This is a genomic window from Nocardia sichangensis, assembly GCF_047200615.1.
Taxonomy (GTDB): domain Bacteria; phylum Actinomycetota; class Actinomycetes; order Mycobacteriales; family Mycobacteriaceae; genus Nocardia; species Nocardia sichangensis.
Genome location: NZ_JBJZOK010000009.1, coordinates 104,480 through 130,948, shown reverse-complemented (window position 1 = coordinate 130,948; position 26,469 = coordinate 104,480). Strand labels below are relative to the sequence as shown.

Annotated in this window: 27 protein-coding genes and 1 tRNA gene; 14 read left to right on the top strand and 14 right to left on the bottom strand. The window is 68.1% G+C overall.

Annotated features, from left to right (window positions below; all coding sequences use genetic code 11):
- Positions 1 to 11: 11 nt before the first annotated feature.
- A complete protein-coding gene (locus ACL03I_RS15055) occupies positions 12 to 1,376 on the top strand; it encodes a flavin monoamine oxidase family protein (protein WP_355072727.1) in 1,365 nt (454 codons plus the stop codon).
- A 52-nt stretch (positions 1,377 to 1,428) separates the two neighbouring features.
- Here ACL03I_RS15055 and ACL03I_RS15050 read toward each other — a convergent pair whose 3' ends face one another.
- The gene (locus tag ACL03I_RS15050) at positions 1,429 to 1,848 is read right to left on the bottom strand and encodes a GlcG/HbpS family heme-binding protein (protein ID WP_355072728.1); all 420 of its coding nucleotides are present in this window, start codon (positions 1,846 to 1,848) and stop codon (positions 1,429 to 1,431) included.
- 97 nt (positions 1,849 to 1,945) lie between these two features.
- Here ACL03I_RS15050 and ACL03I_RS15045 point away from each other — a divergent pair, with 97 nt between their 5' ends.
- On the top strand, positions 1,946 to 2,377 hold the full coding sequence (locus ACL03I_RS15045) for a MarR family winged helix-turn-helix transcriptional regulator (RefSeq protein WP_364427653.1): 432 nt from the start codon (positions 1,946 to 1,948) through the stop codon (positions 2,375 to 2,377).
- A 294-nt stretch (positions 2,378 to 2,671) separates the two neighbouring features.
- Positions 2,672 to 2,875 carry a hypothetical protein gene (locus ACL03I_RS15040; RefSeq protein WP_412806232.1) on the top strand — a complete coding sequence of 68 codons (204 nt, stop codon included), beginning with the start codon at positions 2,672 to 2,674 and terminating at the stop codon, positions 2,873 to 2,875.
- Positions 2,876 to 3,476: 601 nt separating this feature from the next.
- On the opposite strand, the gene ACL03I_RS15035 is transcribed toward ACL03I_RS15040, so the two are convergent.
- The 8 genes from ACL03I_RS15035 to ACL03I_RS15000 all read right to left on the bottom strand — a co-directional run bounded on the left by ACL03I_RS15035 (position 3,477) and on the right by ACL03I_RS15000 (position 8,698).
- A complete protein-coding gene (locus ACL03I_RS15035; RefSeq protein ID WP_412806231.1) occupies positions 3,477 to 4,400 on the bottom strand; it encodes a hypothetical protein in 924 nt (307 codons plus the stop codon).
- A 740-nt stretch (positions 4,401 to 5,140) separates the two neighbouring features.
- Positions 5,141 to 5,320, bottom strand: a complete 180-nt coding sequence (locus ACL03I_RS15030) for a hypothetical protein (RefSeq protein ID WP_412806230.1) — start codon at positions 5,318 to 5,320, stop codon at positions 5,141 to 5,143.
- Positions 5,321 to 5,455: 135 nt separating this feature from the next.
- Entirely contained in the window at positions 5,456 to 6,283 is an 828-nt protein-coding gene (locus ACL03I_RS15025; protein WP_412806229.1) for a GAF domain-containing protein, read from the bottom strand.
- An 8-nt stretch (positions 6,284 to 6,291) separates the two neighbouring features.
- On the bottom strand, positions 6,292 to 6,705 hold the full coding sequence (locus tag ACL03I_RS15020; RefSeq protein WP_412806228.1) for a hypothetical protein: 414 nt from the start codon (positions 6,703 to 6,705) through the stop codon (positions 6,292 to 6,294).
- Positions 6,706 to 6,960: 255 nt separating this feature from the next.
- A tRNA-Val gene (locus ACL03I_RS15015) sits at positions 6,961 to 7,032 on the bottom strand.
- A 17-nt stretch (positions 7,033 to 7,049) separates the two neighbouring features.
- A complete protein-coding gene (locus tag ACL03I_RS15010) occupies positions 7,050 to 7,514 on the bottom strand; it encodes a peroxiredoxin (RefSeq protein WP_355072739.1) in 465 nt (154 codons plus the stop codon).
- A gap of 77 nt (positions 7,515 to 7,591) precedes the next feature.
- The gene (locus tag ACL03I_RS15005) at positions 7,592 to 8,014 is read right to left on the bottom strand and encodes a DUF3052 domain-containing protein (RefSeq protein WP_355072984.1); all 423 of its coding nucleotides are present in this window, start codon (positions 8,012 to 8,014) and stop codon (positions 7,592 to 7,594) included.
- Between the two features lie 126 nt (positions 8,015 to 8,140).
- Positions 8,141 to 8,698 carry a hypothetical protein gene (locus ACL03I_RS15000; RefSeq protein WP_364427669.1) on the bottom strand — a complete coding sequence of 186 codons (558 nt, stop codon included), beginning with the start codon at positions 8,696 to 8,698 and terminating at the stop codon, positions 8,141 to 8,143.
- Between the two features lie 214 nt (positions 8,699 to 8,912).
- Here ACL03I_RS15000 and aceE point away from each other — a divergent pair, with 214 nt between their 5' ends.
- The 7 genes from aceE (at position 8,913) to ACL03I_RS14965 (ending at position 18,125) form a co-directional block, all read left to right on the top strand.
- Complete coding sequence (gene aceE / locus ACL03I_RS14995) at positions 8,913 to 11,828, top strand: pyruvate dehydrogenase (acetyl-transferring), homodimeric type (protein WP_397281517.1); 2,916 nt, start codon at positions 8,913 to 8,915, stop codon at positions 11,826 to 11,828.
- Positions 11,829 to 11,839: 11 nt separating this feature from the next.
- The gene (locus tag ACL03I_RS14990) at positions 11,840 to 13,174 is read left to right on the top strand and encodes a PucR family transcriptional regulator (protein ID WP_355072743.1); all 1,335 of its coding nucleotides are present in this window, start codon (positions 11,840 to 11,842) and stop codon (positions 13,172 to 13,174) included.
- 128 nt (positions 13,175 to 13,302) lie between these two features.
- Positions 13,303 to 14,217, top strand: coding sequence for an ACP S-malonyltransferase (locus ACL03I_RS14985; RefSeq protein ID WP_355072745.1), 915 nt, complete (start codon positions 13,303 to 13,305; stop codon positions 14,215 to 14,217).
- Positions 14,218 to 14,339: 122 nt separating this feature from the next.
- On the top strand, positions 14,340 to 14,642 hold the full coding sequence (acpM, locus tag ACL03I_RS14980; RefSeq protein WP_039796877.1) for a meromycolate extension acyl carrier protein AcpM: 303 nt from the start codon (positions 14,340 to 14,342) through the stop codon (positions 14,640 to 14,642).
- A 10-nt stretch (positions 14,643 to 14,652) separates the two neighbouring features.
- Positions 14,653 to 15,903 carry a KasA/KasB family beta-ketoacyl-ACP synthase gene (locus ACL03I_RS14975; protein ID WP_355072747.1) on the top strand — a complete coding sequence of 417 codons (1,251 nt, stop codon included), beginning with the start codon at positions 14,653 to 14,655 and terminating at the stop codon, positions 15,901 to 15,903.
- A gap of 121 nt (positions 15,904 to 16,024) precedes the next feature.
- A complete protein-coding gene (locus ACL03I_RS14970; RefSeq protein WP_355072748.1) occupies positions 16,025 to 17,458 on the top strand; it encodes an acyl-CoA carboxylase subunit beta in 1,434 nt (477 codons plus the stop codon).
- Between the two features lie 181 nt (positions 17,459 to 17,639).
- Entirely contained in the window at positions 17,640 to 18,125 is a 486-nt protein-coding gene (locus ACL03I_RS14965) for a winged helix-turn-helix transcriptional regulator (RefSeq protein ID WP_355072749.1), read from the top strand.
- A 12-nt stretch (positions 18,126 to 18,137) separates the two neighbouring features.
- Here the strand turns inward: ACL03I_RS14965 and ACL03I_RS14960 are convergent, their stop codons facing one another.
- The gene (locus tag ACL03I_RS14960; RefSeq protein WP_364427685.1) at positions 18,138 to 18,824 is read right to left on the bottom strand and encodes a nitroreductase; all 687 of its coding nucleotides are present in this window, start codon (positions 18,822 to 18,824) and stop codon (positions 18,138 to 18,140) included.
- Between the two features lie 174 nt (positions 18,825 to 18,998).
- Here ACL03I_RS14960 and ACL03I_RS14955 point away from each other — a divergent pair, with 174 nt between their 5' ends.
- Complete coding sequence (locus ACL03I_RS14955) at positions 18,999 to 20,804, top strand: Eco57I restriction-modification methylase domain-containing protein (RefSeq protein WP_412806227.1); 1,806 nt, start codon at positions 18,999 to 19,001, stop codon at positions 20,802 to 20,804.
- 162 nt (positions 20,805 to 20,966) lie between these two features.
- Here ACL03I_RS14955 and ACL03I_RS14950 read toward each other — a convergent pair whose 3' ends face one another.
- Positions 20,967 to 21,590 (bottom strand): TetR/AcrR family transcriptional regulator, encoded by a 624-nt coding sequence (locus ACL03I_RS14950; RefSeq protein ID WP_355072755.1) that lies wholly within the window; start codon positions 21,588 to 21,590, stop codon positions 20,967 to 20,969.
- A gap of 223 nt (positions 21,591 to 21,813) precedes the next feature.
- Between ACL03I_RS14950 and ACL03I_RS14945 the strand changes: the two genes are divergently transcribed.
- Entirely contained in the window at positions 21,814 to 22,626 is an 813-nt protein-coding gene (locus ACL03I_RS14945) for an SDR family NAD(P)-dependent oxidoreductase (RefSeq protein ID WP_412806226.1), read from the top strand.
- Between the two features lie 104 nt (positions 22,627 to 22,730).
- Entirely contained in the window at positions 22,731 to 23,729 is a 999-nt protein-coding gene (locus tag ACL03I_RS14940) for a GAF domain-containing protein (RefSeq protein ID WP_355072758.1), read from the top strand.
- 24 nt (positions 23,730 to 23,753) lie between these two features.
- On the opposite strand, the gene ACL03I_RS14935 is transcribed toward ACL03I_RS14940, so the two are convergent.
- The 3 genes from ACL03I_RS14935 to ACL03I_RS14925 form a co-directional block, all read right to left on the bottom strand.
- On the bottom strand, positions 23,754 to 23,939 hold the full coding sequence (locus ACL03I_RS14935) for a hypothetical protein (RefSeq protein ID WP_039803648.1): 186 nt from the start codon (positions 23,937 to 23,939) through the stop codon (positions 23,754 to 23,756).
- Positions 23,940 to 24,106: 167 nt separating this feature from the next.
- The gene (locus ACL03I_RS14930; protein ID WP_355072760.1) at positions 24,107 to 24,622 is read right to left on the bottom strand and encodes a gamma carbonic anhydrase family protein; all 516 of its coding nucleotides are present in this window, start codon (positions 24,620 to 24,622) and stop codon (positions 24,107 to 24,109) included.
- A gap of 55 nt (positions 24,623 to 24,677) precedes the next feature.
- Positions 24,678 to 25,625 (bottom strand): GlxA family transcriptional regulator, encoded by a 948-nt coding sequence (locus ACL03I_RS14925; RefSeq protein ID WP_355072762.1) that lies wholly within the window; start codon positions 25,623 to 25,625, stop codon positions 24,678 to 24,680.
- A 71-nt stretch (positions 25,626 to 25,696) separates the two neighbouring features.
- Here ACL03I_RS14925 and ACL03I_RS14920 point away from each other — a divergent pair, with 71 nt between their 5' ends.
- Complete coding sequence (locus tag ACL03I_RS14920) at positions 25,697 to 26,464, top strand: MBL fold metallo-hydrolase (RefSeq protein WP_412806225.1); 768 nt, start codon at positions 25,697 to 25,699, stop codon at positions 26,462 to 26,464.
- The last annotated feature ends 5 nt before the right edge of the window (positions 26,465 to 26,469 follow it).

Sequence of the window (26,469 nt, the reverse complement as noted above, 5' to 3'; positions counted from 1 at the left end):
AGTGAGACGTAATGGGCGAATCAGTGGACGTCGTCGTTGTCGGAGCCGGGATAGCGGGTCTGGTAGCCGCCCGCGACCTGGCGCGAAGTGGTGCGGAGGTGCTCGTGCTGGAGGCGCGCGACCGGGTCGGCGGGCGGCTGCTGAACGATGAACTCCCCGGTGGTGCGCCCATCGAGGTGGGTGGTCAATGGGTCGGGCCCGGCCAGCAGCACGTGCTCGCGCTGATCGATGACCTCGGCCTGAAGACCTTCCCCACGTACACCGCGGGCCGTCATATCGCCGAACTCGGCACGGCCCGCTCGGTATACACCGGCCGGATTCCCAAGCTGAACCCGCTGGCACTGGCCGATGTAGCGCAGATCCAGTGGAGGCTCGACCGGGTGGCGCGCCGGGTCGCGGCGGCGGAGCCGTGGCTCGCCGACCGGGCTGGGGTGCTGGACGCGCAAACCTTCGCCACCTGGCTGCGGCGGACCGCCCACACCTCCGCGGGTCGGTCGTTCTTGCAGCTGATCACCGAGGCGGTGTTCTCCGCGGAGCCGGAGGATATGTCGGCACTGTGGGCCGCCTACTACGTCGGCGCCGCCGGTGGGCTGGACGCGTTGATCAATACCGCAGGCGGTGCACAGCAGGACCGCGTTGTCGGCGGTTCGCAGACCATCGCGTTGGCGCTGGCCCAGGAACTCGGTGACCGTGTCGTCCTGGAAACCGTGGTGACCGATGTCGAGTGGGACGTCTCGGGTGTCCGGGTCGTCGCGGGCGGCACGACCGTTCGCGCTCGTCGAGCCGTGATCGCGGTTCCGCCGCCACTGGCGGCGCGCGTCCGCTTCACCCCCGGCCTGCCCGGCGATCGTGACCAACTCGTGCAGCGCATGCCGATGGGCCGGGTCATCAAAGTCAATGTCGCCTACGACGAGCCCTTCTGGCGCGAAGCGGGTCTGAGCGGCCAAGCCAACAGCGACCATCGGCCCCTGGGCACCGTCTTCGACAACACCCCGCTCGACGGTTCACCCGGCGTGCTCGTCGGCTTCCTCGAGGGACGGCACGCCGACAGAGGCGCGCGCCTCGACCTCACCGATCGTCGTGCACAGGTGATCGACGATCTCGCAGGCTACTTCGGGCCACGGGCCCGCAACCCCATCGCCTACATCGAACGCGATTGGGCCGAAGAGGAATTCAGCCGCGGCTGCTACGGCGCGTTCACCACGCCCGGCACCCTCACCCGCTTCGGTCCGGCCCTGCGCACCCCCATCGGCCCGCTGCATTGGGCAGGCACCGAAACCGCTACCCGGTGGGCCGGCTACATGGACGGAGCCGCCGAATCCGGCCACCGCGCCGCCCGCGAAGTCGCTCCCGCGCTCCGCCGCAGTGGGGTGTAGAGGCGGTTCGACCACGACTGCTGGCAGAAGTGGGCGAACGCCCGAATGAGACTCAGTCCGACACGGCCGACCGGACCGAAACCAGCCCAATCTCAGCGCAGACGTCGTCGTGTTCAGGTGCGCTCCCACTGACCGCAATCGCACCGACCACGACATCGCCACGTCGGATCAGTCGAGAACCTGCACCCGCGATGATGGGTGTGCCCGCAACCTGATCCAGCTGTGCAAACAGTGCGGGCCATGCCTGCTGCAATCGCACCAACTCACCGCCGTCGCGGTGGAACAGCGCAACACTGGATGCTTTCGCTGGGGCGATTCGAGCCGACAACGGCGGCGCGCCGTCCATCCGATCGACAACCAGCACGTGTCCACCGCCGTCAACGATGGCGACCGTGATTCGGGCACCGAGCCCTGCGGCATGCTCGCGTACGCAGGCGCTGGCCGCTCGCGCTTGTTCCGAAGTGAGTGACATCGCTCCACCTTCAAATCTCTTGGGTGCACCAAGCTTGGACGTCCCAAGGATAACCATATTCATGGGTTGGACCAAGAGTTTGACTAGACTTTCGTGCATGGAGCTGGAGGAAACGCCCACGCGCCTGCGCAGCAAACCGACCTGGCTGATCAGCAAGGCGGCCGTGCGGGCGCATCGGCTCATCGGCGAAGCGATGGCCGCATCCGGCGGCCGTGCCTATCACTTCGCGATCCTCGCCACGCTGGACGAATTCGGCCCCGACAGTCAGGCGCGGATCGGCCAACGGTGCGGAATCGACCAGAGCGATATGCACACCATGCTCAAGGAATTGATAGAGCAGGGGCACGTCGCGCGCACCTCGGACCCCAACGATCGACGCCGCAATCTGATCGCCTTGACGCGCTCTGGCCGACAACGACTGACGGAACTGGACGCGACACTCTCGGGCGTTCAACGCGATCTTCTCAACGCCTTGTCGACTACCGAGAGGGACCATCTCGCAGCGCTACTCGTCCGGGTTCTCGAGTAGATCGTCATCGAGGACGCACCAACGCACTCCCGTAGCCGCGTTCCGCGCGTCCGGGCAGTGCCTGTCGGTCAGTGAGCAGCGCGGGAACCGGGTTCTACTTCTGGGCTCGCGACAGTTGTCCCATGATCGGCAACGAGGTGGTCACTCGGGGATGGCAATCAACACGAATGATTCTCCACAGCAAGGTGTTTCGGGCACCAGCCCAGCTAACGCCAGTTTCCGTTCAACTGGACCCCACGTGCCGTCCGGAAGGCCGGGACGGAAGGGCGGAAGGCTGGGGTGACCATTCAGGTTATGCAGTTTCGCTCATACGATCAGGGCGGTCCGCTCATCCCGCACCCAGTCACCCTCGATGCGGAATGGAACGCCGAGTGCGGCCATCACCTGTCGGCGTGGTGCCTGGGGTGCTCGACGTGCACCGACTGCGCCGGAACCTGCTATTGCGGCGCCGCCGAAGACGAGGACCCGCCCGTCCACCTCCTGGATCTCGCCAGCTGATCCGATCAGCTCGACCGCGTCGTCGGGTGCTCGCAGTCCGCACCGACGGGCGGTGTGTAGACGACGTGACCACACCGGATGCACCAGTGGAGGCGGTGCAGACCGCCAGCCTGAAGCTGGCCAACGACCCGACGAGCATCTGTCTCGGGCCGAACTGATGCCCGCGATGCGGGCAGCTGCGAGGCCACGGCTCGGCCCACTTTCCGTTGCGCAGCCGGTAGAGGCGGCCGGGCTCGACGATCCGGCCGTCACTGAGCCGGTACACCACGCGCGGGTTGTCGAACATGCATTCCCCTGGGTGCTGATGGTAGATGACGTCGGTGATCAGGGGTTTTGCGTTGTGGACGGTGTCTTTGTCGCGGTGATGAGGTCGGCTCGTCGCTGGCCGTGGGCGAGTGCGAGCCGGGTGCGGAGTGTCTTGTTTTCGTCGGTCAGTTCTTTGATGCGTTTGTGTGCGAGTTCGAGGCGTCGTTGCCACTCCGCGCGACAACATGGCAGGGTGTCGATGTCGGTGAACTGCGGGTTCGCGATGTCGTCGCAACCCGGTCCGGACCCTGGCGCCAGGGCCTGATCGGGGAATCCTGTGATGGTTGGCGCGGCGCTAACCCGGAGGGGACGGTGAGACGTGCCCGAGCCGGAGTTGGCAGCCGATCATCGAGGTCGGAACTGTAGTGCGTATGTCGTGTTCTATCCACTTCAGAGGACCCACGGCGGTGGCGTAGATGCTCGACGCTCGCGCCATTTCCCCGCGTTCGCGATGCGCTTTGATTATCGCGGCGATACTGGTGATCAGCGCGCCGACCAAATTCGATTCGGTGGACGGGTCGTGCACTTCCCTGCACAGCTGCGCGAGGACGAACGCTGTTTGTTCCAGGTCCGGCGCGGGTGAGCGGAAGATGTACGGGCGCGCCCGGCTTCCGGCCGCGAGGGCGGACCTCGCAATTTCGTGCGCGGCGACGGCGAACGGTCCTCGCGCGTCCGGTTCGATCCGCCACGACCACAGCGCCAGCACTCCGGAGACCCGGCTTGCCGCCCATCGCCAGGTCGGGCGCTCGCTGCTGGGAACACCTGCCAGCGTTTCGTTGAAACCCTGGACTTCAGCCAGGGCGTATGCCCAGAACTCGGTGTCGGCCGACACCACCGTTTCCCTGGCCGAGGGCGCCACCGAACGAGGTAGTTTCCACTCGTTCTGCGCGTCCGCCGCCGCGTGTGGGTCAGGTCCCCACCCGTCGCGCAGTTCGGGCAGGCTCAGACCTGCGCCGACCTCGAGGTCGATGATCGCAGGACCGAGGCGTGCGCTGTGGGCATCACGCCATTGGGCGATGTAGCCAACGACATAACCGTCGACGACACTGACCCGGGGCTGCAAGACGGTCCCAGTCGCCCGCGTCCGGCGTATCCATTCGACCTCCGAAAGGCTGACCGCGGCCGTGGCGCGCAGCGTACGCCGCAGCATCCGATGGTCCGAGCCGTCGCTGTCTTCGCGCCGCTCGATTCCCGCCAGCATCTGCTGCTCGAAACTCACACCAGGTCCAGGCAGCCCCGGCGCCACCGACCGATACAGGCAAAGGTCGCAACCGGTCAACGCGACATGATCCGATCAGTCGACGAACCGACGATCACCGTCGGCCGAGGGGAGTTGATCCTTGCCGAATCGAGCATCCGCTCAGCCTGCCCAGTCACCAACACATCCGGTATGGGGGAGGTTCCTACGATCGCGGCCGCCTCGGCGACTCCGACTGTCGCGAAAGCGCTTGCTGCGCAGAGAATCACCTCGGCGACCGCAGTGCCGACACCGCCTGGACAGATGCCGATTTCCCGGTCTCATCAACCACCGCGTGAGCTAGCGACGCACTCACCGCGCACGGATAGCCGCATCGGGCACACCGAGTCGTTGTCATACCACCGACCCCTTCGACATCCTCGGCGCTCGCCCGAGCAGACGATCACCGAAACGGCAGGTCGGACATTAGATAGATGAAGCAGAAAAAGCTTGAACAAAACGCACCGACCACACACCGACCTCTACGTCACCCGCCGGTCGCACGCCACGGACCCGGCCGAGTCCGTAACTGAACCCGGACGGCGTCGACTACATCAAGGACACCCCGGAGTCGGACCCGTGGGAACACACTTTCGATCACGTCGCGTACTGGTCGGCGATCGTGCAGGCCGTGCTCGAGGCGCCCGGCCGCTACCCGTTCAGCGTCCGCACCGTGACGCTCGTAGCGGCGGATCCCGCGTCGGAGGCGTAGGGCGTCAGCTCTACCTTCTGCCGTCGATGCGTTCTAGCGCCGCGGCGAGCAGTGGCAGGGTGCCTTCGGCCAGCCGGTACTCCACGATCGTGGGGTTCTGCGGGTCATCGGCGCTGCGTGACTCGATCACGCGTGGTGGCGGGAGCTCGTCGGTCGTGTCGTGCATGGCCCGCCGCATCGTCGTGCGCATGCCGCCCAAGGCAGTGACGCCCAGGGGAAACAACAAGTGGACCACGAGGCCGGTAGCTGCGGGTGCGCGCGTGGCGGGCGGTCACCCGGGCTGCCGGTGCCGCACGGGGGCCGGGAGGTTGGTTCGTGGTGACGGTCAGCGGTTGAGGTAGGCGGCCAGGCCACCGAGTTCCTCGTTGGCGATGAACACCGAACGGACGTTGATGATGGCCTCTTCGACGTGGGTGGTGCAGCCCCAGGCCGAGTCGCCCCACGAATCGGCGATCTTCAGCTCGGCCGGCGCGGTGCAGCCGGCGGTGCCGCCGAGCTGGCAGTGCTCAGGGTGCGGCGTGGTGGCCTGTACGGCGGCCGCGGCTCGTATCTGGGCGGCGAGTTCGGCGGCGGCAGCGGCGCGTTGCTCGGCATCGTCGCGCAACTGGCGTTCGGCGCGTACCGCCTTGATGGTGGCCAGGCGCAGCTCCAGGTGCTGCGCGACCTGGTCGGCGAGATAGCCGAGCACGGTCGCCTGCACCTCGCTCAACTCCCGAGGCATGGCGTCGATCGCGGTAACGGTGCCGAGGTGGTGCCCGTCGGCGGTGACGATCGGGGCGGCGGCGTAGAACCGCAGCCCCAGCTCACCACGTACCAACGGATGATCGAGGGTGCGCGGATCGGTGACCGCGTCGTTGACCACGTACGGGCCCTCGGCGCAGAACGCCGACGCGCACAGTCCCGGTTCCGTGCCGACCTGCGCGACACCATCCAGTCCCTTGGTCGCGGCGAACCAGACCCGATCGGCGTCGACGATGCTGACCGTGGCGATCGGGGTGCCGCACACCGCTGCGGCGGTCGCCGCGATGATGTCGAACTGGCCGTCGGTTGGAGCGTCGAGGATCTCGTAACGGCGTACCGCAGCTAGCCGGGTGGGGTCGGTGAGGGCGGTTCTGTCGGCGGTGATCGACACGGTGTGGTGCTCGCTTCCCATGAGGGTGTTCAGGCCTGGGTAGCGTACGTGGTTGCTGCGGTCATGCCGCACCCGCTGTGGCTGCCGTGATGGTGGCGCGGTCCGAGCCGCGCGAGCAGATAGACACCCGAGAGCCGTACGTCAATCTTGTCGGAGGCGAGTTGTTCAGCCGCCAGCCGAAAGCGATCGGTGACCGCCGTCTGCTGCGATAAGGAGTACTGGTTGTTCGTCGCGCGCAGAGACTGAGCGGTGAACCATAGGGCGCCAGCGTAATCGTCGCGTCGAGCGTCGCCACTGTCGTTGCCATGGCCGCTACTTTCCGTCCGCCCGACCAATGGAACACCCTGCCCCACCGCGAAGACTGACCCGGTGCGGGCGGATCGTTCTCCGGCGGGGCGGGCGGGTCTGGCGGAATCGGCGTGCCCCCCGTGCTCATTCGTCATCCCTCTGAAGTGTTTGTCTCACTACAGCAGTCGGGACACTCGCCGACGGCACCGCATCGGCAAGAACGCTAGGCCCGTCAACGCTGCTTCCGAGCGACATTCGGTGCGCGCATAGGCGCATACTTCGGGGGCTTTGCCGCGCGGGTTACCCGGCCGCAGATGTAGTCCGATGTAGATCTGGCCGGTGCCCCACATAGTGCGAGTGGGGCAAACGCACCAAACGTAGTTTGCGGCTTCTACTTGGCATTTGATCTGTGGGCGCAGAGGGGATCGAACCCCCGACCGCTGGTGTGTAAAACCAGAGCTCTACCGCTGAGCTATACGCCCGTGCCGTTACCGGCGGCTTATGAATCTAGCGCGGCGAGCGCTTTCTCCCAAGCCGCCTGGTCACGGGGTTCTCCGGGGCCGTTCATCTCGGCGAAGCGGATGTAGCCCTCGCGGTCGACGACGAAGGTGCCTCGGTTCGGGTAGCCCGATTTCTCGTTGAAGACGCCGTAGGCCTGGGCCACCGCGCCGTGCGGCCAGAAGTCCGACAGCAGGGGGAAGATGTAGCCCTGCTCCGCGGCCCAGATCTTGTGCGTTGGCGGCGGGCCGACCGAGATCGCGAGGATTTCCGCGTTGTCGTTCTGGAACTTGGGCAGCTCGTCGCGCACCTTGCACAGCTCACCCTGGCAGATGCCGGTGAAGGCGAGCGGGTAGAACACGATCAGGACGTTCTTCTTGCCCCGGTAAGCCGACAGGGTGACTTCCTGGTTGTTCTGGTCCTTCAGCGTGAAATCCGGCGCGACAGTGCCAACCTCTAGCGGCATAGCGAATCCTCCATCGTGTCGGGTCTCCACCGGGTGGGCGTGCGACACCACCCTGGTGGAAACCATAGCGCGGTGGCTCAACGCTGCTTCGAGGGCGCCTTGGGCTGCACGAGTCTGCTTCCGGTCCACGAGCCGAGGCTGATCGCCGAGGTCTGGGTCAGACCTGCGGTCGGTGCGGATTCGGCGATTTCGCTCGGCTCGACATGGCCGGGTTGTCCAGTCTTGGGGGTCAGTACCCAGACGAAACCGTCGTCGGCGAGCGGGGCGATGGCGTCCATCAGGGCGTCGACCAGATCACCGTCCCCATCCCGCCACCACAGCAGCACGACGTCGATCACCTCGTCGGAGTCCTCGTCGACGAGTTCACCGCCGATCGCTTCCTCGACATCGGCCCTCAGGTCGTCGTCGACGTCCTCGTCCCAGCCCAATTCCTGGACAACCAAGCCGTGTGAGATGCCAAGCTTCTGAGCGTAGTTCTGCGCGTCCGCCGCGGCGACCACGGTGGCGTCCTCCTCAACTCCCGACAGTAGGTAGTTGCAAGCGAACATGGTTATGGGCTTCAGCGCAAGCCGATCCGGCGAAATAGCTACCGAATGTCGCGTTGCGATGGTGTGTCAAGGGCTTTCTCAGCGCTTCGGACACGAGTCGCGGACGGCGTTGCGCGCGTCGTTGACGCGCTTGCTGGCGTCGTTGAGCGCCGCGACCGGGGCGGTGTAGGTCATCTTGCGCGTCTCGGCGGCCAGTGCGCGGGCGGCGTTCACGTATTCGGTGAACAGCGGCACCAGGTCCGCGGGTAGCGACTCCTTGGCGGAGTTCACGCCGCTTTCCACCTTGTTCGCGGCGTCCTCGAGAGTCTGCGCCGCCGAGTCGCGCTTGGCGACGTAGTCCGGTGCGTTCGCATCGTGTGCGTCGACGAAATCGTTGTATTTGCTGACGCCCGCTCCGGTGATGGTGGGGAACTGACCGCAGTTGTCGGAGATGGCCTTGGCCTGCGCGGCAGCGCGCCTGGATGAGGTCGCCGCCGCCGACGAGGACGCTGCCTCGGTCTTGTATGCCGCCAGATCGCTCGCGTTCGGACCCGCCACGCCTTCCACGCGGTTGGCGCACCCCGCGACGACCAATCCGACGGCGACCGCGCCGGTGGCGCACACCATTCCGAACCCGCGTGGGTTCAGCAGCTTCATCGTCCTCCCGCTCCTCAGGGCTGCCACGCTCGACATGCTCACCTTGCCTGTCGAACGGTACTGGATTTCCGGCTGACATGATGATTTGGGACGCGTCATCGGCAAGGATGGATGGTGCGCCCGAACCTTTCGTGAACGGGGGGTCCGCCAACCAGCGAACCCGCCCGGGGATACCGACGCCATCAGCATGTCCACCCCTGTACGAGGAGCAGATTTGACCGACCTGATCCACTCTTCCGCACCGGCGAAATCCGCTGGTACCAGCTCCGCTCCCGCGCCCGCCGCGAGCCGCGATCCGAACGGGTCGCACGCGCCGCAGCCGGCCGGACGGGTGCGGGTGATCCGCGAAGGGGTGGCGTCCTACCTACCGGACATCGACCCGGAGGAAACCAGCGAATGGCTCGAGTCGTTCGATGAGATGCTCGACCGGGAGGGTCCCGGCCGTGCGCGTTACCTCATGCTCCGTCTGTTGGAGCGGGCCGGTGAACGTCGGGTCGCCATCCCGTCCTTGACCTCCACCGACTACGTCAACACCATTCCCACCGAGAACGAGCCGTGGTTCCCCGGCGACGAGGAGGTGGAGCGCCGCTTCCGCGCGTGGATCCGCTGGAACGCCGCGATCATGGTGCATCGCGCCCAGCGCCCCGGCATCGGCGTCGGCGGCCACATCTCGACCTACGCGTCCTCGGCGGCGCTCTACGAAGTCGGCTTCAACCACTTCTTCCGCGGCAAGGACCATCAGGGCGGCGGCGACTCGATCTTCATCCAGGGCCACGCCTCGCCGGGCATCTACGCCCGCGCGTTCCTCGAGGGCAGGCTGTCGACCGATCAGCTCGACGGGTTCCGTCAGGAGTACAGCAACGGCGGCCCCGGCCACGGGCTGCCGTCCTACCCGCACCCGCGCCTGCTGAACAACTTCTGGGAGTTCCCCACGGTGTCCATGGGCCTGGGCCCGATGAACGCCATCTACCAGGCGCGCTTCAATCACTACCTGCACGATCGCGGTATCAAGGACACCTCCGACCAGCACGTGTGGGCGTTCCTCGGCGACGGCGAGATGGACGAGCCGGAGTCGCGCGGTCTCGCGCACGTCGCTGCCATGGAGGGTCTGGACAACCTGACCTTCGTGGTCAACTGCAATTTGCAGCGCCTGGACGGCCCGGTGCGCGGCAACGGCAAGATCATCCAGGAGCTGGAGTCGTTCTTCCGCGGCGCGGGCTGGAACGTCATCAAGGTGATCTGGGGCCGGGAGTGGGACGCGCTGCTCGGCGCCGACCGCGACGGTGCGCTGGTGAACCTGATGAACAGCACCCCCGACGGTGACTACCAGACCTACAAGGCCAACGACGGCGCGTACGTCCGCGACCACTTCTTCGGGCGTGACCCGCGCACGAAGGCGCTGGTGCAGGATTTGTCCGACCAGGAGATCTGGAACCTCAAGCGCGGCGGCCACGACTACCGCAAGGTGTACGCCGCCTACGCGGCGGCGATGGCGCACAAGGGCCAGCCGACGGTGATCCTGGCCAAGACCATCAAGGGCTACACCCTCGGCAAGCACTTCGAGGGCCGCAACGCCACGCACCAGATGAAGAAGCTGACCCTGCAGGATCTCAAGGACTTCCGCGACCTGCAGCGAATCCCGATCAGCGACGCCGAGTTGGAGAAGGATCCGTACCTGCCGCCGTACTACCACCCCGGTATGGAGGCCCGCGAGGTCCAGTACATGCTCGACCGGCGCAAGGCGCTCGGCGGGTTCCTGCCCGAGCGGCGCGCCGCGGCCAAGCCGCTGAAGCTGCCCGGCGACGAGGCCTACCGCTCGGTCCGCAAGGGTTCGGGCAAGCAGAACGTCGCCACCACGATGGCCCTGGTGCGGCTGATGAAGGAGCTGCTGCGGGACAAGGAGATCGGCAAGCGGATCGTCCCGATCATCCCCGACGAGGCCCGCACCTTCGGTATGGACTCGTGGTTCCCTTCGTTGAAGATCTACAACCGCAATGGGCAGTTGTACACATCCGTCGACGCGGAATTGATGCTTGCCTACAAAGAGAGCACCGTCGGGCAGATCCTGCACGAGGGCATCAACGAGGCGGGGTCGACGGCGTCGTTCACCGCGGCGGGCACCTCGTACGCCACGCACGGCGAGCCGATGATCCCGCTGTACATCTTCTACTCGATGTTCGGCTTCCAGCGCACCGGCGACGGACTGTGGGCGGCCGCCGACCAGCTCGCGCGCGGGTTCGTGCTCGGCGCGACCGCAGGACGCACCACGCTGACCGGTGAGGGCCTCCAGCACAACGACGGGCACTCGCTGCTGCTGGCCTCGACCAACCCGGCCGTGGTGACCTACGACCCGGCGTTCGCGTTCGAGATCGCCCACATCGTGCGCGACGGCCTGCGCCGCATGTACGGCGGCGGCACCCCGCCGCAGGGCTCCGCGCCGCTGCCCGGCACCCATCCGCACGGCAGCCCCACCGAGTTCGGCGGTGAGGACGTCTTCTACTACATCACCCTCTACAACGAGCCGTACCCGCAGCCGGCCGAGCCGGAGGACCTCGACGTCGCGGGGCTGCTCAAGGGCATCTACCTGTACAAGCGCGGCGGTGAGGGCGCGGTGCGCGCCCAGATCCTGGTCTCCGGCGTCACCGTGCCGGACGGCCTGCGCGCGCAGGCGCTGCTCGCGCAGGAGTGGGGCGTGCAGGCGGACGTGTGGTCGGTCACCTCGTGGGGCGAACTCCGTAAGGAGGCGCTCGACAAGGAGATCGCCGCGCTGCGCGACCCGGGCGCCGAGCCCGGGGTTCCGTACGTCACCGAGGCGCTGTCGCGGGTCGACGGCCCGTACGTGGCCGCGACCGACTGGATGCGCGCGGTGCCCGACCAGGTCCGCAAGTGGGTGCCCGGCGACTTCACCACGCTCGGCACGGACGGTTTCGGCTTCTCCGACACCCGCCCGGCCGCGCGGCGGGTGTTCAACGTCGACGCGCAGTCCATCGTGGTCGCCGCGCTGGCCGGACTCGGCCGGATCGGCAAGCTCGACCCGGCCAAGGCCGCGGAGGCGGCGGCGAAATACGGCATCGCCGACGTGGACGCCGCGCCGAAGGCGGCGGTGAGTTCGGACGAAGACCTCGCATAGCGGAATATTGGATGGTGGACCGTAAACCGCCGCGGCCGCGACGGATCTCCGAGGGCTCTTCCGAGCACGAGGTGTATCTGCCGACGGGCGCGCTCTCCCCGAACCGGCAGACCCGCGACCCCCTTCCGGACACGCTGCTCAAACGCGTGAAGCAGTTCTCCGGCCGCCTCTCCACGGAGGCGGTGGGGTCGATGCAGGATCGGTTGCCGTTCTTCGCCGATCTGGACGCCGCGCAGCGGGCGGGCGTGCAGATGCTGGTGCAGACCGCGGTGGTGAACTTCCTGGAATGGCTCCAGGACCCGGACAGCGACATCCGTTTCAGCCTGGACGCCTTCCAGGTGATCCCGCAGGATCTCGCGCGGCGGTTGACGCTGCGCCAGACCGTGGACATGGTGCGTGTCGCCATGGAGTTCTTCGAGCAGTGGCTGCCCGCGCTCGCGCGCAACGACCGGCAGCTGGTGGCGCTGACCGAGGCGGTGCTGCGTTACGGGCGTGAGCTCGGCTTCGCAGCCGCCTCGGTGTACGCCAGCGCCGCCGAGTCGCGCGGCGCGTGGGACACCCGGTTGGAGGCGCTCGTCGTCGACGCCGTGGTGCGCGGCGACACCGGCCCGGACATGCTCTCCCGGGCCGCGACGCTGAACTGGGACGCCACCGCACCGGCGACGGTGCTGGTGGGCACGCCGCCCGGGGAGCAGGGTGTCTCGTCGGTGGGGGCAGTGCATTCCATCGCGGCGCGGCACGGGCGGGCCGCGCTCGCGGTGGTGCAGGGCACCAGGCTGGTGATGGTGGTCTCCGGGCATCTGGGGGAGACCGCTCAGATCTCACCGTTCCTGGCCGACCTGCTCGCGGAGGTGTTCTCCGACGGTCCGGTGGTGATCGGTCCGACCACCCGCACGCTGGGCGCGGCCCACGCCAGCGCGGTGGAAGCGCTGGCCGGTATGGAGGCCGTGGTGGGTTGGCGGGGGGCGCCGCGACCGGTGCACGCGGCGGAATTGCTGCCGGAGCGCGCTTTGTTGGGTGATCGAGCTGCGATCGACGCGCTGAACGAGTACCTTGTCCTACCGTTGGCTGCGGCGGGGTCGTCGCTGGCGGACACGCTCGATGCCTATCTGGATTGCGGTGGGGCGGTCGAGACGTGTGCGCGTCAGCTGTACGTCCATCCAAATACGGTTCGGTATCGCCTCAAGCGAATCGCCGAGATCACCGGGCGGGATCCGATGAATCCACGGGACGCGTACGTCCTCCGGATCGCCGCGACAGTGGGTCGTTTGACACGAACCCGTAACGAATCGTCAACTCCTGTCCCAGAAGTCACTTCGATCGCGTTGGGCCCCGAGGGCTTGTAACGCATCGGCGGAATCGGTCGATTCGGACAGCCCACGTGGTCTTTTGTGGAACCCCCACAAAACCGCTTCCGAAGCTTCATCCGCGTCGACATCTCGTGCGGCCCGCCTCACAGTGTTTTCTTAGAGGCGTGATCGCGTTGTTCGCCCCTGGACAGGGCTCTCAGACACCCGGCATGCTCGCGCCTTGGCTCGACCTTCCCGGCGCGAACGAGCGCCTCACGCTGTGGTCCAAGGCTTCCGGCCTGGACCTGGTCCGTCTCGGCACCACCGCGACGGCCGAGGAGATCACCGACACCGCGGTCACCCAGCCGTTGGTGGTCGCCGCCGCGCTACTCGCGTTCGCGGAGATCTCCCAGGACGAGCTGCCCGCCGCTACCATCGTCGCCGGGCATTCGGTCGGTGAACTCGCCGCCGCCGCGGTCGCCGGAGTCATCTCCGCCGACGACGCGGTCCGGTTGGCCGCCATCCGCGGAGCGGAGATGGCCAAGGCGTGCGCACTGGAACCGACCGGTATGTCCGCGGTGCTCGGCGGCGATGAGGCCGCCGTGCTCGAACGGCTCACCGAACTCGACCTCGTCCCGGCCAACCGCAACGCGGTGGGCCAGATCGTGGCCGCGGGTCGGTTGGACGCTCTCGCCGAGCTCGCCGCGAACCCTCCGGAGAAGGCCAGGGTTCGGGCGCTGCCCGTCGCGGGCGCGTTCCACACGGCGTTCATGGCGCCCGCGCAGGATGCTGTGACCGACGCCATAACGAAGATCACGCCGAACGAGCCGACCAGAACCTTGCTCTCGAACTTCGACGGCAAGCCGGTCGCGTCCGGACAGGACGCGATCGACAAGCTCGCCGCGCAGGTCACCCGGCCTGTTCGCTGGGATCTGTGCACCGAGACCGTCCGGCAGGCCGCCGTTTCGGCGGTGGCGGAACTGCCGCCGGCGGGCACCCTCGTCGGCATTGCCAAGAGGGAGCTGAAGGGCACGCCCACGCTGGCCCTGAAGACCCCGCAAGACCTCCCCGCGTTGGCTGAGCTGACCGTGTCCGGCTAGCTTTCCTCCGCGACCATGCATCACGTGATGCGAGGTCGTGACCGAGAGGCGGTAACTATTACCGCGCTCGATCCGAAAAAAACCAGTAGAGCCCTACAAAGTATCAAGAAGGGAGCCACGAAGTGGCCGCTCTGACCCAGGAACAAATCGTCGAGGAACTCGGCAAGATCATCGAAGAGGTGACCGGCATCGAGCCCTCCGAAGTGACGATCGAGAAGTCCTTCGTCGATGACCTGGACATCGACTCGCTGTCCATGGTCGAGATCGCGGTTCAGACCGAGGACAAGTACGGCGTGAAGATCCCCGACGAGGATCTGGCCAGCCTGAAGACCGTTGGCGACGCCGTCAACTACATCCAGAAGCTCGAGGCCGAGAACGCTGAGGCGGCGGCCGAGCTCAAGGCCAAGTTCGACAACGCCGAGTAGGGCCGAAACTGTGACCACTCCTTCCACCTTGAACGGGAACTTCCCCAACGTCGTCGTAACCAGCCTTGCGGCGACCACGTCGATCGCGGGTGACGTCGATGCGACGTGGAAGGGACTCCTCAACGGCGAGAGCGGCATCGACGTTCTCGAGGATTCCTTCGTCGAGGAATACGACCTTCCGGTCCGCATCGGCGGTCACCTGAAGGTCCGGCCGGACACCCTGCTGACCCGGGTCGAATGTCGGCGCATGGCCTACGTCGAGCAGCTCGCGACCGTGCTCGGTCGCGAGGTCTGGCGGAACGCGGGCAGCCCGGAAGTCGACCCGGAGCGGCTGGGTGTAGCCATCGGCACGGGATTGGGAGGCGGCGACGCCCTCATCGATTCCGTGGACAAGCTGAAGAACGGCGGCTACCGCAAGATTTCGCCGTTGGCTGTGCAGATGGTCATGCCGAACGGCCCCTCGGCCGTTGTCGGCCTCGAATTGAAGGCCAGGGCAGGAGTGGTCACTCCGGTCTCGGCGTGCTCGTCCGGCTCCGAGGCCATCGCCAACGCCTGGCGGATGATCGTCATGGGTGACGCGGACATGGTCGTCACCGGTGGCGTCGAGGGCTTCATCGACGCGGTGCCCATCGCGGCGTTCACCATGATGCGCGCCATGAGCACCCGCAACGAGGACCCGAAGGGCGCCTCGCGTCCCTTCGACAAGGATCGCGACGGCTTCGTCTTCGGCGAGGCGGGCGCGCTGATGGTCATCGAGACCGAGGAGCACGCGAAGGCTCGGGGCGCGACCATCCACGCCCGCCTGCTCGGCGCAGGCATCACCTCCGACGGCTTCCACCTCGTCGCCCCCGACCCGACGGGTGACGGCGCCGCGCGGGCGATGACCAGGGCGATGCAGTCCGCTGGTCTGACCAAGAAGGACATCACGCACATCAACGCGCACGCGACCGCGACGCCGATCGGTGACACCGCCGAGGCGAACGCGATCAACAAAGCCGTGGGCAGCCACGCCTCGGTGTACGCGCCGAAGTCGGCGCTCGGCCACTCGATCGGCGCCGTCGGCGCCCTGGAGTCCGTGCTGACCGTGCTCTCCATCCGCGACGGCATCGTTCCGCCGACGCTGAACCTGGAGAACCAGGACCCGGAGATCGACCTCGACGTGGTGAAGGGCGAAGCCCGACGCCAGGAGATCGAGTACGCGATCAACAATTCCTTCGGATTCGGTGGGCACAACGTAGCGCTCGCCTTCGGTCGGGCATAGCCGCGCGATCGACTGCACAACGATTCCGGCGGGGCCGGCCATCTGACGTGGTCGGCCCCGCCGCGTTTCGCCATACGCAGCCGCGGCAGCGGCGCACTTATCGAGGTCAGGAGACAACGCGATGACAATCATCGCTCCCGCGTTGCATCAGGAGACGACGACCGACCCGCGCGATCCGCTCGGCCGGCTCCAGCGTTTCTTCGATCCCGGCACCATTCTTCCGCTACACCCGCGTGACAAGTCCGGCGTGCTCGCCGCCATCGGCGAGGTGGACGGTGTCCGCACCGTGGCCTACTGCTCCGATGCCACCGTCATGGGCGGCGCGATGGGCGTGGAGGGCTGCAAGCACATCGTCGACGCCATCGACACCGCCATCGACTCCGGTGTCCCCGTGGTCGGCCTGTGGCACTCCGGTGGCGCTCGCCTGGCCGAGGGCGTCGAGGCGCTGCACGCGGTCGGTCTGGTCTTCGAGGCCATGGTCCGCGCGTCCGGCCTGGTCCCGCAGATCTCCGTGGTGCTCGGCTTCGCGGCCGGTGGCGCCGCCTACGGCCCGGCGCTGACCGACATCGTGATCATGGCTCCGGAAGGCCGCGTCTTCGTGACCGGCCCGGACGTGGTGCGCAGCGTGACCGGCGAGCAGGTCGACATGGCCACCCTCGGCGGGCCGGAGACGCACGGCAAGAAGTCCGGCGTCACCCACATCGTGGCCGCCGACGAGTCCGACGCGCTGCACCGCGCTCGCCGCTTGGTGTCGATGTTCGCCGAGCAGGGCGAATTCGACTTGGTCGCGGCCGAGCACGGCGACGTCGACCTGAAGGCGATGCTGCCGGAGTCGGCGAAGCGCGCCTACGACGTGAAGCCGATCATCAACGAGCTGCTCGACAACGTCGACGGCGAGTCGTCGTTCGAGGAATTGCAGGGCGGGTACGCCCGCAGCATCGTCACCGGTCTGGGCCGTCTCGGTGGGCGCACCGTCGGTGTGCTGGCGAACAACCCGATCCGTCTCGGCGGCTGCCTGAACTCCGAGAGCGCGGAGAAAGCGGCGCGTTTCGTGCGGCTGTGCGACGCGTTCGGCATTCCGCTGATCGTGGTCACCGACGTTCCGGGTTACCTGCCCGGCGTCGGCCAGGAGTGGGAAGGCGTCGTCCGGCGCGGCGCGAAGCTGCTGCACGCGTTCGCCGAGGCGCGCGTTCCGCGGGTCACGCTGGTCACCCGGAAGATCTACGGTGGCGCCTACATCGCGATGAACGCCCGCTCGCTCGGCGCGACGGCGGTCTACGCGTGGCCGGGTTCGGAGGTGGCCGTCATGGGCGCCAAGGCCGCGGTCGGCATCCTGCACAAGAAGGCCCTCGCGGCCGCGCCGGAGGAGGAGCGCGAGGCGCTGCACGAGCGGCTCACCGCCGAACACGAGCGCATCGCGGGCGGCGTGGAGCGCGCTATCGCCATCGGTGTCGTCGACCAGGTCATCGACCCGGCGAAGACCCGCAGCATTATCGCGGCGGCGCTCGCCGCGGCCCCGGCCCGCGCCAGCCACCACAAGAACATTCCGCTCTGATCTACGCACCGAAGCGGGCTCCGGTATTCCCGGGGCCCGCTTCGCGTTTTCCGGATTTCGCACCGACGGGCTCGTGCGGCGCCGTGGAGTCGGCGGTTTGGTGTGTCGCACGCAGTTCGAGCGGGTGAGGTCGTGAAGTCTCACGGGGCGGGAGCGGCTCGGTGGTCGGTAGCATCGGGAGGTGCGCTACGAAGAACTGGCCGACGTGCCGTGCTCGATCACGCGCCCGCTCGTGATCTTCGGTGATCGCTGGACGCTGCTGATCCTCAAGTCCTGCTTCTCCGGGGTCCGGCGGTTCAACGCCTTCCAGAGCGCACTGGGCATCTCGCGCAGCAGGTTGCAGGATCGGCTGGACCGCCTGATCGAGCACGGCATCCTCGTCAAGCAGAAGGCCGCCGTGGGTGCGCACGAGGAGTACCGCCTCACCCCCAAGGGGCACGACATCTACCCGATTCTGCTGGCCATCCGTGATTGGGGCGATGCTTACATGGCGCCGGAAGGGCCTCCGGTGCGTTACGCCCATCACGAGTGCGCGGGCGAGGCCCACGTCCGGCTCGAATGCGATTCGTGCGGAGCCGAACTCACCGCACGCGATGTCACCCCGAAGCCGGGACCGGGCTTGCTGGGCGTCACCGGCGCCGAGGCGACCGCGGGTAGCGCGCGCTGACGCCCTCGGGTGTCAGTCGGCGAACCAGGTGGCGACTTCGTCGGCGTCGGCCCGGGTGGTGCGGAAGCCGTTGACGGGATGATCGAGGTCCGGATATCCGAAGGAGATTCCGGCGACGACCTTGCGATGCTCCGGGATGCCGAAGTACTCCCGGACGAAAGGGGAGTACGAGGCGAGTGCCGCCTGCGGCGCCGCGCCGAGACCGAGGCTCTGCGCGCCCAGCAGGAAACTGCCGATGTACAGACCGCAGTCCACCGCTCCGTAGACGCCCAGATCGGCTTCGCTGGTCACGATCGCCACATGCGGCGCGTCGAAGAGTTCGAAATTCCGTACGGCCTGCCGCATCGTCTTCTCGTGATCGCCTTTGGCGATGCCGACGCTGTCATACAGTTGCTTTCCGCATTCGCGCCTGCGGTCCCGGTACGCACCGGTGTATTGCGCGGGAAACTCGAAATCCGACGCGGGCGTGGCTGTCGCGATGTGTTCGACCAGTTCCTTCCGGAAACGATCCGTTCCGGCGCCCTCCGTCACCACGACCTGCCATGGCTGGGTGTTGCACCACGACGGCGTTCGCTGGGCCAGCCGCAACAGGGCGCGGATGGTGTCGCGCTCGACGGGCTGCGAGTGGAATTGCCTGCAGGTCCACCGTTCGTCGAGCACTCGGGTCAGGGTTGTGAAGTCGTCGGTCGTCACGGTCATTCCCCCGCCTCCTTTGGCAGTCTTATTTCGAGACCGAACGCTAGCATCGAACGCTCCGACGCGAAAGCCGGGCGACACGCCGTCGCCGGGCGAGTCGGCCGCGACGCGCGTGGGGCGCAAAAGTGTTGCCCGCGTTGCGGCAACGGGCGCGGTCGCGCCAGGCAGAATCCCGATATGGCGTCCGAAGCTCCCGCCGCGCGGGACCGCAAACGGCACGGCAGGCATTACACGCCGCCCGTGCTGGCGCGGTTCCTGGCGCAACGGCTGCTGCGCCATGCCGAGCCCTCGGACGCGGGCGTCCTGCGTGTGCTCGATCCGGCCTGTGGCGACGGCGAATTGCTGTTCGCCGTGCACGAGGAGGTCGCGGCCCGGTTTCCCGGTGCCCGTCTGGTGTTGACCGGTTACGACCTGGACGCCCGCGCGCTCGCGGTCGCCCGTGAGCGCGCCCGCTCGGCGGGGATCGACGCGCACTGGCACCAGGCGGACTTCCTCGCGGTCGAGGCGCGGCTCGCGGACGGCTCGTTCGACGCGGTGATCACCAACCCGCCGTATGTGCGCACCCAGCAGTTGGGCGGATCGACCGCGCAGTTGCTGAGCAAGCGGTTCGGTCTGAGGGGGCGGATCGACCTGACCCATCCGTTCGTGGCGACGCTGCCCCGGCTGCTGGCCGCGGGAGGTGTGCTCGGCCTCTTGTGCGCCAACCGATTCCTGACCACCAAGGCCGGCGCGAACATCCGGCGGCTGTTGCTGACCGATCTGGCTCCGGTCGAGCTGTACGACCTGGGGGACACCAAACTGTTCACCGCCGCTGTGCTGCCCGCGATCACCATCGCGCGCCGCGCGAACCACGGCGACGGTTGCCGCTACGTCTCCGCCTACGAGGCCATCGGCGAAACACCAGGTGCGAAGACGCTGTTCGAGGCGCTGCTCGACCCGGGCGGCTCGATCGTCGAGTACAACGGCCGGACCTTCGCCGTCGAGGTCGGCACGTTGGCAACGGGGTCCGGGCCGCCCGGGGCCCTCGGAGCCGGTCGGGGTGGCGATGAGAGTTCGACCAGTGACGCCACGCCGGATGTCACGGCGGAACGAAGGACGCTCCGAGGTGCGGCGCGGGAGCCGGAGGCCGCGTGGCGGATGTCGCACGATGCGATCGATTCCTGGCTGGCGCGGATAGCGGCGGCGACCTGGCGCAGTTTCGGCGAGGTGGCGCGCATCCGGGTCGGCATCAAGACGACCGCCGACCATGTGTTCATCTCCGACCGCTGGGCACAGGCCGACCTGTGTCCCGAGCCGGAACTGTTGCTGGAGCTGATCACCCATCACGATCTGGCGCCGTGGCGGGCCACACGCGCCCGCGACGTTCGCGTGCTGTATCCCTACGACCTGGCCTGTGCCCGCCGCACGCCGATCGATCTCGGCGAATACCCCGCCGCCGCCGCGTATCTACGGTCGCATCGTCGCACACTGGCCGGGCGACGCTATGTCGTCGAGAGCGGCCGCGCCTGGTACGAGATCTGGGTGCCGCAGCGTCCGCACCTGTGGCAGCAGCCGAAGCTGGTATTCCCGGACATCAGCGACCGTCCGCGTTTCGCGCTGGACAGCTCGGGCGCGGTGGTCAACGGCGACTGCTACTGGATCTCGCTGCCCGATCTGGCGGCTGCGCCCACGGAGGCGACGCGCTTGGCATACCTGCTTATGGGGGTGGCCAATTCGGCGCTCGGATTGCGGTTCTACGACGTGGTCTGCGGCAATCGGTTGTACTCGGGCAGGCGGCGGTGGATCACCCAATATGTGTCACGGCTGCCGGTGCCCGATCCGGCGGCAGTCCGGTCGGCGGGAGTCATCGATCTGGTGCGCGAGTTCGTGGAAGGCCGGGCGCCGGATGCGGCGGCGCGGGCCGAGCTGGACGAGCGGGTGGCCGCCGCGTTCGGCGTCGGATTGCGCGTACCTCCGCCTTCGCTCCGGCCATGCGCGGGCTGAAGACGGACTGCGTCCGACAGCGCCTATCAGGCGTACCTCCGCCTTCGCTCCGGCCATGCGCGGGCTGAAGACGGACTGCGTCCGACACCACCTATCAGGCGTACCTCCGCCTTCGCTCCGGCCATGCGCGGGCTGAAGATGGACTGCGTCCGACAGCGCCCATCAAGCGCTGACCCGGACGCCGACCATCGGCAGCAGCGTGCGGCGGGCGAACTCGCGCGCCGCGTTCTGATCGCTGACCGGGATCAGGCCGTCGGGGGTGAGGGCGAGCGACAGCGCCAGCCGGGCCATGATCTCGGCGACCAGATCGGCGTCGAAGTCGTGCGTGCCACCGGCGTTCCGCAGCTCGCGCAGCTTCTCGGCCAGGTAGTCGCGGCCGACGGCGAGGATCGGCCCCGCCTCGGTGGTCAGCCGGGGCAGGATCAGGTCGGGCTCGGTGCGCAGCAGCCGGCGCAGCAGTTCGTTGCCCGCGATGGCGCTGATGAACGCAACGAAGATCTCGACGAGCTGATCGTCGTTGCCCGATACGGTGCGCACCTGCTTCTCGATCGCGGCGACGAAGCGCTGTGCCTCCCGGACGCTGACCGCCTCGACGAGGTCGTTCTTGGATTCGTAGCGCCGGTACAGCGTGGCCGGGCTGATCCCGGCGCGGCGGGCGATCTCGCCCATGCTGGTCCGCTTGATACCGAAGTCCAGGAACGCCGAGAGTGCGCTTTCCAGGAGCTTTTCGCCGTCGGCGACCGGCTTCTCGAGGATGCGCTGCAACATGGGCGAGAGGGTTGGCATCGGATCTCCAGTAGGTTCGGCGCGGTCGCCGGGCCGTGGCCGGTGGGCGCGGCATCGCGACGGGTGCGGACGGGAACGTCCATTATTTCATTGGGTGGACGCCGCGTGACCCGGCATTGCCGAGGAGCGGCCGGATGGAGTGGGTCGCGCGTCCAGATTCGGCTGACTAGCCTGTGGTCGGTGTCCGGCCGCGACTCCGGCCGGTCCGGAAAGGGGTTGAGCCATGGGGTATTTCGCGAATCGTGTGGTGGCGGTCACCGGCGCGGGTTCGGGCATCGGCCGGGCGCTGGCGGTGGCATTGGCGGGCGCGGGGGCATCGCTGGCGCTGTCGGACAAGTCGGCGGATGCCGTGGCCGAGACGGGGGTGTTGTGCGCGGCCGTGGGCCGGGAGCCGTCGGTGAGCACGGTGGACGTCACCGATCGGGCGGCGGTGTTCGCGTACGCGGAGCGGACCGTCGCCCGGTTCGGGCGGGTCGAAGCACTGTTCAACAACGCGGGCATCCTGCACGTCGGCGGCGTGCTGGAGTCGCCCTTCAGCGACTTCGAACAGGTGATGGCCGTCGACTTCTGGGGTGTGGTCAACGGGACCAAGGCGTTCCTGCCCCATCTCCTGGCCGCCGATCGCGCGCATGTCGTCAATATGTCCTCGGCGTTCGGGCTGGTGGCCGTCGCGCGGCACGCGCCGTACAACGCGGCGAAGTTCGCCGTACGCGGTTTCACCGACTCGCTGCGCCAGGACATGCGTGCGGCGGGCGGCTCGGTGCGGGTCACCGGGGTGTATCCCGGCGGAGTGCTCACCGGGATCGCCCGGTCGGCGAGCGTCGCGCCGGGCGTCGACGCGCAAGCGGTGGTGCGCCGATTCGAGGGACATGTGGCGCGGACCAGCCCCGGAGCGGCTGCGCGGACCATTCTGCGCGGCGCCGCGCGCGGCGAGGCGAAAGTCCTGGTCGGAATCGATGCCGTCGCTGTGGACCTGGTCACACGAATGGCGGGGTCGTACCACGAGAAGGTGCTGGACATGGTATTCCGGTCCTGACCGCACGCCGGATGCGCGGTCAGGGACGGGGAGGGCGAAATGACAACCGGCCGAGCATATTACGAGTTACGGTGGACCGCCGATGATGACGTGCGGGGGCGCGGATGGTGACGAAATGGCTGCTGCTGGACTGCTTTTCGGGCCAGCCGGGGCGAGTGATCGCCGTGGGGTCCGCGCCGAAGGCGTTCGTGCCGCTGAGCAACATCGTGCGCAATCCGCTGTCGCGGGCCGACGCGGAGTCGGCGCTGCGGCGGGCATGCGCCACCGGTGCGCCGGTCGCGTGCGTCTCCGGCGACGGGCGGCGCACGGTGCGGGCCGAGCCGCTGCTCATCGCACCGGGGCGGGCGCATGCCGTACGACTGTGGGTGGGCCCGCGGCAAGAGCCGGTCGCGGCGGCCGACCCGATGGGGGCGTGGTACTTCGATCTCACGGCCAACCGCTCGGTGCGCAGTATCGACCTGCTGGACCTGTACGGCGTCGCGCCGGAGAACCGTGCCGCCGAGCTGGCCATCGCGGGCGCGTTCACCCGGCTGGTCGCCAACCGCGACGAGAGCGAGGCGCTGGCCAAGATCGTCAACTCGGCGCCGGGCACCGAGCATCAGGCGGTCTGGACCATCCGGCGCGACGACGACGCTCTGCGCGCCGGGCATTTCGCCTGCCGGATCGTCGCCGAGCCGGACGACGCGGGCGAGCCTCATGTGCTGCTGCGCGGGGTGACCCAGGACATCGGCGCGGCCACCGCCGTCTCCGCCGCTCCACCGCCGACGATCCTGGAGTACGCGGTGCTGGAGGCCGCCACCGAACCCGGCGAGTACCGCGCGATCGTCAATCTGCGCTCGTTGCGGCTGATCCGGTGGATCGGGCCACCCATGCCGGACGTCGCCTGGGCGGATCTCCCCGGGCAACCGAGGCCGCAGATTCATCCGGATGATCTGGCGACCGCGCGAACCATGTCGCGAGATCTGGCGCGGCATCGTACCGAGGGGACGGTGCGCCTGCGCCGGGTCGACGGTGGCTGGCAAACGGTACGAATTCGGGCCGCGTTGATGGCGCTGGATCAGCACACCACGGCCGGACTCGCCACGCTCACCGCGGCATCGTGATCCGCGGTGAGCGTGGCGTCGAAGTCATTGGCGCGGCAGATCCAGCTCGGCCATTTCCTTCTCGATCGCGTTCGCGGCGAAATCCACACCGCGAGAACGTAATTCATGAACCCGGCGCTGGAGTGCCTCGACTCCCCCCGGTTGGGCCGCGATGTCGGCGACGCTGATCCGGCCCTTGGGCCCGTGCACACCCGACTGCACGTACGACACCGTGATACCTCCTGCCTGCACGCTCGCCCACCCATCGACCCGGGTGGGTTCACCACTGCGCTACAAGTCGCACGACAACCGTGTCGACAGGAGAGCCCGGGTCGCCGGGCACGCTGGCTGAATGCTATCAGCGATCTCTAATGGACATTTGATCAGTGTGTCCTGTTTCACACCTCATTCGCCGTGCGATGTTGGGCTGTATTTGCTAGGTAGACAGTCGCATTCAGGCGAATGCGATCTTGCTCCTCGGCACCGAGTTCCCGGCGCACCTTGCCGGGCACGCCCGCCACGAGCGAACCGGGCGGAATCCGCGCGCCCTCCGGGATCAGCGCATTGGCCGCGATCAAGCTGCCGGGTCCGACCACCGCGCCGTTGAGGATGGTGGCGCCCATGCCGACGAGCACGTCGTCGCCGATGGTGCACCCGTGCAGGATCGCGTTGTGCCCTACCGAGACCCCCGCGCCGACGGTCAGCGGGAAGCCCGGGTCGGCGTGCAGCACGCAGCCGTCCTGGATATTGCTGCGCGCGCCGACCTCGATGGTCTCCAGGTCGCCGCGCAGCACCGCGCTGTACCAGACACTGACCTCGGCGCCGAGCCGGACACGGCCGATCACGGTGGCGTTCGGCGCGATCCACGCGCTCTCATCGATCTCCGGCGCATGCTCGCCCAGCTGAATCCGCATGGCCATGAACTTAGCGGGCTCGGCTGTGCGGCCGGCCACCCGCGGCCCGTCCCGGTCAGTTCTGTCCTTGGAAACTGGTGCGGTGTGCGGCGGGGCTGGTGCCGAGGATGCGGTGGAAGTGGTGGCGCAGGCTCACCGCCGTGCCGAATCCGGTGTCGACGGCGATGCGTTCCACGGTGTCGGTGGTGGATTCGAGCAGTAGTCGCGCGCGATCGGTGCGCTGGAGCAGCAGCCACTGCTGGGGGCTGGTGCCGGTGCGGTCGCGGAAGCGGCGGGTGAAGGTGCGCCGCGACATGAGCGCGACGCGGGCCCAGCCGTCCAGGTCGACCGGGTCGCCGAGATGGGTGCGCGCCCAGACCATGGCGCGCTCGATCGGATCGTCGTCGGCGGCGTCGGGCACCGCGACGGGGATGTACTGCGCCTGGGAGCCGCTGCGATGCGGGGCGGTGACCAGCGACCTGGCCAGCTCGGTGGCGGCTTTGCTGCCGAGATCGCCGCGGACCAGATGCAGGCAGCAGTCCAGCGCCGCGGCCACCCCGGCGGAGGTCACGACATCGCCCAGATCCGACCACAACGTGTCGGCACGGACCCGGACCGCGGGGAACGCACGGGCGAGCTCGGCGGCGGAGGCCCAGTGCGTGGTGATCTCGCGGCCGTCGGCCAGTCCGCTGGCGGCCACCGCCCAGGAACCCAGGCACAGCCCGACGATCCTGGCGCCGCCGGCGTGTGCGGTGCGCAGGGCGTCGCGCACGTCGGCGGACAGCGGAGCGCCGAGTCGCCAGCTCGGGATCACGACGGTGTCGGCCCGCGTCAGCGTCTCGAGTCCGTGCCGGACGTGGATGTCGAATCCGGCCGGGGTGCGCACTGTTCCTGGCCGCTCGGCGCACACGTCCACCTGATACGGCGCGGGCCCTTCGACGCCGACCCGGCCGAAGACGAGGCTGGGCACCGACAGATGGAAGGGACTGACTCCGTCGAACGCCAGGACGGCCACCGTACGCATGGCCTGATCTTAACGGTAAGCGGCTCGCGGGCCACTGGCTTGCGGCGGGCGGGCGGGACAAGATCAACGGCATGAGCGAGACGATCGAACGCACCGGCCTGGAACTCCTGCACATCGGCGGTCCCACGGTGCGGTTCCGCTACGCGGGCCGCACCTGGCTGACCGACCCCACCTTCGACGAGCCGGGCGATTACCCGGGGCCCATCACATTGCACAAACTCGTCGGGCCTGCCGTATCGCAGGCGGAAGTCGGTCCCGTGGACGTCGTATTGCTCTCGCACGACGAACACGCCGACAACCTCGACGACTCCGGCCGGAAGTTGCTGACCACGGTGCCGACCGTGCTGTCCACGCCCGGCGCGGCGACCCGGATCGAAGGAGTGCGCGGGCTGGCGAACTGGGAGACGGTGACGGTGCACGGCGTGCAGGTGACCGGCGTGCCGGCCCTGCACGGTCCCGAGGGCTGCGAGCCGTTCAGCGGCATCGTCACCGGGTTCGTGCTGCGCGCCGAAGGCGAACCGACGGTGTACGTCTCGGGTGACAACGCCTCCGTCGACCTGGTACGGCAGATCGTCGAGCGGATCGGCCGCATCGACATCGCCGTGCTCAACGTGGGCGCCGCGAACGTCGGCCGTTTCGGCGACACCGACGTCACCCTGAACGCGCGCACCGCGCTGGAGGCAGCCGAAGCGCTCGGCGACGCGGTGATCGTGCCCGTCCACGCCGAAGGCTGGGCGCACTTCAGCGAGACGCTCGACCACCTGGGCCGTGTCTTCCGCTACGGCGGCCGCATTGAGCAGTTGCGGATACCGCCGCTGGGACGCACCACCACCGTGTGAGACGG